This is a genomic window from Novispirillum itersonii, assembly GCF_014205675.1.
GTDB classification, from domain to species: Bacteria; Pseudomonadota; Alphaproteobacteria; order Rhodospirillales; family Rhodospirillaceae; genus Novispirillum; species Novispirillum itersonii_A.
The window spans coordinates 329,950-336,452 of the sequence record NZ_JACIIX010000002.1 but is presented as its reverse complement, the minus strand read 5'-3'; the positions used below and the strand labels follow the sequence as shown (position 1 = coordinate 336,452).

General features: G+C 62.0%; 6 protein-coding genes. All 6 read right to left on the bottom strand.

All coding sequences use genetic code 11. The annotated features are described in order from the left end of the window. Window positions 1-407: 407 nt before the first annotated feature. A complete protein-coding gene (locus FHS48_RS04710) occupies window positions 408-2,132 on the bottom strand; it encodes an ABC transporter substrate-binding protein (RefSeq protein WP_184261899.1) in 1,725 nt (574 codons plus the stop codon). Window positions 2,133-2,224: 92 nt separating this feature from the next. Continuing rightward, window positions 2,225-2,503 carry a DUF2160 domain-containing protein gene (locus FHS48_RS04705; protein WP_184261897.1) on the bottom strand — a complete coding sequence of 93 codons (279 nt, stop codon included), beginning with the start codon at window positions 2,501-2,503 and terminating at the stop codon, window positions 2,225-2,227. 22 nt (window positions 2,504-2,525) lie between these two features. Beyond that, entirely contained in the window at window positions 2,526-3,356 is an 831-nt protein-coding gene (locus tag FHS48_RS04700) for a carbohydrate ABC transporter permease (protein ID WP_184261895.1), read from the bottom strand. After that, the gene (locus FHS48_RS04695) at window positions 3,356-4,228 is read right to left on the bottom strand and encodes a carbohydrate ABC transporter permease (RefSeq protein WP_184261893.1); all 873 of its coding nucleotides are present in this window, start codon (window positions 4,226-4,228) and stop codon (window positions 3,356-3,358) included. Before FHS48_RS04695 ends, FHS48_RS04700 begins: the two co-directional genes overlap by 1 nt. Then, the gene (locus tag FHS48_RS04690) at window positions 4,228-5,313 is read right to left on the bottom strand and encodes an ABC transporter ATP-binding protein (protein WP_184261891.1); all 1,086 of its coding nucleotides are present in this window, start codon (window positions 5,311-5,313) and stop codon (window positions 4,228-4,230) included. Before FHS48_RS04690 ends, FHS48_RS04695 begins: the two co-directional genes overlap by 1 nt. A gap of 17 nt (window positions 5,314-5,330) precedes the next feature. Further along, window positions 5,331-6,419 carry an ABC transporter ATP-binding protein gene (locus tag FHS48_RS04685; RefSeq protein ID WP_184261889.1) on the bottom strand — a complete coding sequence of 363 codons (1,089 nt, stop codon included), beginning with the start codon at window positions 6,417-6,419 and terminating at the stop codon, window positions 5,331-5,333. Between the last annotated feature and the right edge of the window lie 84 nt (window positions 6,420-6,503).

Sequence of the window (6,503 nt, the reverse complement as noted above, 5' to 3'; positions counted from 1 at the left end):
CCGCCGGATCACCGCAGCGATCCGCCCAAGTTCCTTAAAAAAACCGCCGGATCACCGCAGCGATCCGCCCAAGTTCCTTAAAAAAACCGCCGGATCACCGCAGCGATCCGCCCAAGTTCCTTAAAAAAACCGCCGGATCGCCGCAGCGATCCGGCGGCAAGTCCGCTCAGTGACTGCCGGGGGAGGAAACGCCCGTCTCTGCCCCCGGTACCGCCGTCCACGAAAAACGATGCCAGATGCCTCCGGCCCCGGTCCCGCATCAGGTGGGGTGGGATCAGCAACACGGCACCGGAATGACCCGGTGCCGCCTGCCTATCCCGGTATCACCCCCTCCGGGTCCGGCAACAGCCGTCCCTTCCGGGGCAGATCTGCCCCCCGCCGGGGCCATCCGGCAGGGGGCAAAACCATTAGTTCTTCTTCACAGCCGCCCAGCTCTTCAGCAGCTGGTCGTAGTCAACGGTTTCAGCCTTCGGCTTTTCGTTGGCCAGCGGGCCCTTCGGGGCGCCCGGCTGATCGAACCAGTACTGCTTGTCCTTCTTCTCGTTCAGCTTCGGACCGCAGTCACCCTGCACCCCGGCCTTTTCGAGACGGGCCAGAACCTTATCCTGTTCTTCCGCCAAGGCATCCATCGCCTGCTGCGGGGTCTTGGCCCCCGAGGCAGCATCGCCGATGTTCTGCCACCACAGCTGCGCCAGCTTCGGGTAGTCCGGCACGTTGGTGCCGGTCGGGGTCCACTGGAGGCGGGCCGGAGACCGGTAGAACTCGATCAGGCCGCCCAGCTTCGGGGCGCGTTCGGTGAAGGACTTGTCCCAGATGTCGCTTTCACGCACGAAGGTCAGGCCGACATGGCTCTTCTTCAGCGACACGGTCTTGGCGTTGACGAACTGAGCGTACAGCCAGGCCGCCTTGGCACGGTCAACCGGGGTGGACTTCAGCAGGGTCCAGGCACCGGCGTCCTGATAGCCCAGCTTCTGGCCTTCTTCCCAGTACGCGCCATGCGGCGACGGGGCCATGCGCCACTTCGGCGAGCCATCCTTGTTCACCACCGGCAGGCCGTCCTTCACCATGTCAGCGGTGAACGCGGTGTACCAGAAGATCTGCTGCGCAACGTTGCCCTGCGCCGGAACCGGACCGGATTCCGAGAAGGTCATGCCTGCCGCAGCCGGCGGAGCATACTTCTTCAGCCAGTCGAGGTACTTGACGATGGAGTAGACGGCGGCCGGACCGTTGGTGTCGCCACCACGCTCGACCGAGGAGCCGACCGGACGGCACCCGGCAACGCGGATACCCCATTCATCAACCGGCTTGCCGTTCGGCAGGCCCTTATCGCCGGCACCGGCCATCGACAGCCACGCATCGGTGAAGCGCCAGCCCAGCGACGGGTCCTTCTTGCCGTAGTCCATGTGGCCATAGACTTTCTCGCCGTTGATTTCCTTCACGTCGTTGGTGAAGAACTCGGCGATATCCTCATAGGCCGACCAGTTGACCGGAACGCCGAGGTCATAGCCGTACTTGGCCTTGAACTTCGCCTTGATGTCCGGATTGGTGAACCAGTCGTACCGGAACCAGTACAGGTTGGCGAACTGCTGGTCCGGCAGCTGATAAATCTTGCCATCCGGACCGGTGGTGAAGGACAGACCGATGAAGTCCTTCAGGTCCAGATCCGGGTTGGTCACATCCTTGCCGTCAGCCTTCATGAAGTCGGACAGGGCAACGGTCTGGTTGTAACGGTAGTGGGTGCCGATCAGGTCGGAATCGTTGACATAGGCGTCATAGATATTCTTGCCGGACTGCATCTGGGTTTGCAGCTTTTCGACCACGTCGCCTTCGCCGATCAGGTCATGGCGGACCTTGATGCCGGTGATTTCAGCGAAGGCCTTGGCCAGCGTCTTGGCTTCGTATTCATGGGTGGTCAGCGTTTCCGAGACCACGTTGATTTCCATGCCCTTGAACGGAGCGGCAGCCTGAATGAACCACTCCATTTCCTTCAGCTGCGCTTCCTTCGACAGGGTCGAAGGCTGGAATTCGCTGTCAATCCACTTTTTGGCGTCTTCCACACCGGCAAAGGCCGGGGCAGACAGGCCGGTCAGCAGCGCAATGGCGGCAACCGTGGTCTTAGTACCCGATTTCATGCAAGTCCTCCCATGACTTTCAATGTCTCAGTTCCTTTTGGACTGATACGGGCGGGGGGTTCGGGACCCCCGCTCCGTCCTGCGACCGGCGTTTACACCCAGCGGAACACCGCAGCGGCGTAAGCGACGGAAACGATGCTGGCAGCCCACAGCGGATCACCGATCAGCCCGAGCCAGCCAAGATGAATGAAGGCACTGCCCAGCAGCGACACGAACAGCCGGTCGCCGGGGGTGGTTTCAAAGCGCAGAATGCCCATCCGCGGCACCTGCGGGGCGACAATGCCCCACACGGTCATGCCGACAAGGGTGATGCCGATGCAGCCGAAGAACGCGGCGGTCTGCCAGGTCCAGGCCATCCAGTCGAGAGCCATATTGATATCCTCCTGAAGACCGTCAGACCCGGCCGAGGGCAAAGCCCTTGGCGATGTAGTTGCGCACGAAGTAGATCACGAGCGCCCCCGGTACGATGGTCAGGATCCCGGCGGCGGCCAGAACGCCCCAGTCCATGCCCGATGCCGAAACCGTGCGGGTCATCGCCGCCGAAATCGGCTTGGCATCAACCGAGGTCAGGGTCCGGGCCAGCAGCAGTTCCACCCACGAGAACATGAAGCAGAAGAAGGCGGCCACCCCGATGCCGCTGGCGATCAGCGGCGTGAAGATCCTGATGAAGAACTTCGGGAACGAATAGCCGTCGATATACGCGGTCTCGTCAATTTCCTTCGGCACGCCGGACATGAACCCTTCCAGGATCCACACCGCCAGCGGCACGTTGAACAGACAGTGGGCCAGCGCCACCGCGATATGGGTGTCAAACAGCCCGACCGAGCTGTACAGCTGGAAGAACGGCAGCGCGAACACCGCCGGAGGGGCCATACGGTTGGTCAGCAGCCAGAAGAACAGGTGGCTGTCCCCGAGAAAGCGGTACCGGGAGAAGGCATAGGCGGCGGGCAGGGCCACGGCGATGGAAATCACCGTGTTCAGGCCCACATAGATCATCGAGTTAATATAGCCGGAATACCAGCTGGGATCGGTAAAGATCACCATGTAGTTGGCAAAGGTCAGGTGCTGCGGCCACAGCGAGAAGGTCGAGAGGATTTCCTCGTTCGTCTTCAGGCTCATATTCAGCAGCCAGTAAATCGGCACCAGCAGGAACAGCAGGTACAGGGTCATGCCGACGGTGCGGGCGTTGATCCGGGACGGACCGGACTGAACGGCGGTGGACATCAGCGGCCCTCCCCTTTTCCATAGTTGGTCATCACGGTGTAAAACACCCACGACAGCAGCAGGATGATCAGGAAGTAGATGATCGAGAACGCCGCTGCCGGACCAAGGTCAAACTGCCCCAGCGCAATCTTTACAAGGTCGATCGACAGCAGGGTGGTGGAGTTGCCGGGGCCGCCACCGGTGACCACGAACGGCTCGGTATAGATCATGAAGCTGTCCATGAAGCGCAGCAGCACGGCAATCAGCAGCACGCGGTTCATCTTCGGCAGCTCGATATAGCGGAAGATCTTCCAGCGTCCGGCCCCGTCAATCTTGGCCGCCTGATAATAGGCATCGGGGATCGACTGGAGACCGGCGAAGCACAGCAGCGCCACCAGCGAGGTCCAGTGCCACACGTCCATCACCACAATGGTGATCCACGCATGGGCGGCATTCTGGGTGTAGTTGTAATCAATCCCCAGCGCTGCCATGGTCGCGCCCAGCAGGCCGATATCAACGCGCCCGAAAATCTGCCAGATGGTGCCGACCACGTTCCACGGAATCAGCAGCGGCAGGGCCATCAGCACCAGACAGAACGACGACCACACCCCACGCTTGGGGATGCACAGCGACACCGCGATCCCCAGCGGGATTTCAAGCGCCAGAATCACGGCGGAAAAAATGAACTGACGGATCAGCGCGTCATGCAGACGTTCCGAGGTCAGGACTTCCTCAAACCATTGCAGACCGGCCCAGAAAAACTGGTTATTGCCGAAGGTATCCTGCACGGAATAATTGACCACAGTCATCAGCGGAACAACCGCTGAGAAGGCCACCAGCAGGACCACCGGCAGCACCATGAACCAGGCCTTGTTGTTAAAGGTCTTTTCCATCACGCCGCCTTCCCTTCAACGATCCAGCTGTCCGCATAGACGTTGATCCGTGCCGGATCGAACACCACCCGGTTCTGGCGGTCGCTGATGCTGGCCCCTTCCGGAGCAATGATATTCACTTCGCGGCCAAAGAAATCAGCCCGGACAATCTTCAGACGGCCAACGTCCTCCACCCGGCGCACCTGCACCGGCAGGCCATCGGGGCGGTCGGTCAGGGTCAGGAATTCCGGACGGCAGCCGATCTCGACGGTTTTCGCCGTTTCCAGACCGCTGTAGTGGCGGCTGAGCGGGATCTGGCAGCCTTCGATATAGGCCGACGCCCCGTCGATCTTCGCCGGAAGCACGTTCATGCCCGGCGAGCCGATGAAGTAGCCGACAAAGGTATGGGCCGGGCGTTCAAACAGATCCGCCGGAGTGCCCATCTGCACCACCTCGCCGTCATACATCACCACCACCTTGTCGGCGAAGGTCAGCGCCTCCGTCTGGTCGTGGGTGACGTAGATCATGGTGTGGCCGAACTCGCGGTGCAGCGCCTTCAGCTGGGTCCGCAGTTCCCACTTCATATGCGGGTCGATCACGGTCAGCGGCTCGTCGAACAGGATCGCCGAGACGTCCTCGCGCACCATGCCGCGGCCAAGCGAGATCTTCTGCTTGGCATCGGCGGTCAGGCCCTGCGCCTTCTTGCCCAGCACATCGGTCATGCCGAGCATGCGGGCGATGTCGCGGACGCGGGCATCGACCAGATGCGCCTCGGTGCCCCGGTTGCGCAGCGGGAAGGCCAGATTGTCGTACACCGTCATGGTGTCGTAAACGACCGGGAACTGGAACACCTGCGCGATGTTGCGCTGTTCCGTCGGCAGCCGGGTGACGTCCACCTCGCCGAACAGCACCTTGCCCTGCGACGGGATCAACAGGCCGGAAATGATGTTCAGCAGGGTGGTCTTGCCGCAGCCCGACGGGCCGAGCAGGGCATAGGCGCCACCGTCATCCCACACATGATCCATCTGCTTCAGCGCGAAATCACTGCGGCTTTGCGGATTGGGGCGGTAGGCATGCGCCAGATTGGACAGGGTAATCTTTGCCATCGGGGTCTCTCCGCTCCTCAGGCTGCGGCGGCGTAGGCGGCGGCAGCCACCAGCGCACCATCGGTACCGAACACGTAAACGTGCTGCGGCTCGACAAACACGTCGATCGCCGACCCGATTTCCAGATCGCGCACGCCGTGGCGCAGGGCAACCCAGCGGTCTTCCCCATGGTCGGCATGCACGAAGGTTTCGGACCCGGTGATCTCGGTCACCGCGACCCGGACCCGGAAGTTGAGGGTCTCACCCTCCGGACGGTTGAGGCGGACGTGGTTGGGACGGAACCCGGCGGTGTACCGGCCATCCGGCAGCGCCGCCAGAGATCCGGCGGCGGCGGTGCTCTGCCCTTCCCCGAACAGCAGGCGGTTGCCCGCCTTGGCGACGGCAATGAAATTCATCGGCGGATCGGAGAACACCCGCGCCGTGGTCATGGTGCCCGGCTGGCGGTAGACCACCGGCGTCGGACCGAACTGGGTGACCCGGCCCTCCCACAGGGTGGCGGTGTTCCCGCCCAGCAAAAGCGCCTCATGCGGTTCGGTGGTGGCGTAAACGAAAATCGCCCCGGATTCTTCGAAGATCTTCGGGATTTCGACCCGCAGTTCCTCGCGCAGCTTGTAGTCAAGGTTCGCCAGCGGCTCGTCCATCAGGACCAGATCGGCCCCTTTGACCAGCGCCCGCGCCAGTGCGGTGCGCTGCTGCTGGCCGCCGGACAGTTCCAGCGGCTTGCGGTCCAGCAGGTGGCCCAGCTTCATCAGTCCCGCCGCTTCCTTGACCTTGCGGTCAATGGTGGCGGCATCCACCTTTTTCAGGCGCATCGGCGAGGCGATGTTGTCGTACACACTCAGGGCCGGATAGTTGATAAACTGCTGGTACACCATCGCGACATTGCGATCCTGCACCCGCACCCCGGTGACATCCTTGCCATCCCACAGCACCCGGCCGGAAGACGGTTTATCCAGACCGGCCATCAGGCGCATCAGCGTGGTTTTGCCCGACAGCGTCGGCCCCAGCAGCACGTTGAGACTGCCCCGTTCCAGCGTCATCGACACCGGATGGATGTGAGTCTCACGCCCTGACGTTTTTGTAACGTTCTCCAGCGTAAGGGTCATTGGCCCCTGTTCCTTATGATTTATTTGGTAGCGGACGTTTCTTCAGCAGAACGCATTCAGTCCTGACCGGCCCTGATGCGGCCG

What these genes read in the sequence shown, in the direction of transcription:
- FHS48_RS04710 (WP_184261899.1), bottom strand. Translation starts at nt 2,132, where the DNA reads ATGAAATCGGGTACTAAGACCACGGTTGCCGCCATTGCGCTGCTGACC.
- FHS48_RS04705 (WP_184261897.1), bottom strand. Translation starts at nt 2,503, where the DNA reads ATGGCTCTCGACTGGATGGCCTGGACCTGGCAGACCGCCGCGTTCTTC.
- FHS48_RS04700 (WP_184261895.1), bottom strand. Translation starts at nt 3,356, where the DNA reads ATGTCCACCGCCGTTCAGTCCGGTCCGTCCCGGATCAACGCCCGCACC.
- FHS48_RS04695 (WP_184261893.1), bottom strand. Translation starts at nt 4,228, where the DNA reads ATGGAAAAGACCTTTAACAACAAGGCCTGGTTCATGGTGCTGCCGGTG.
- FHS48_RS04690 (WP_184261891.1), bottom strand. Translation starts at nt 5,313, where the DNA reads ATGGCAAAGATTACCCTGTCCAATCTGGCGCATGCCTACCGCCCCAAT.
- FHS48_RS04685 (WP_184261889.1), bottom strand. Translation starts at nt 6,419, where the DNA reads ATGACCCTTACGCTGGAGAACGTTACAAAAACGTCAGGGCGTGAGACT.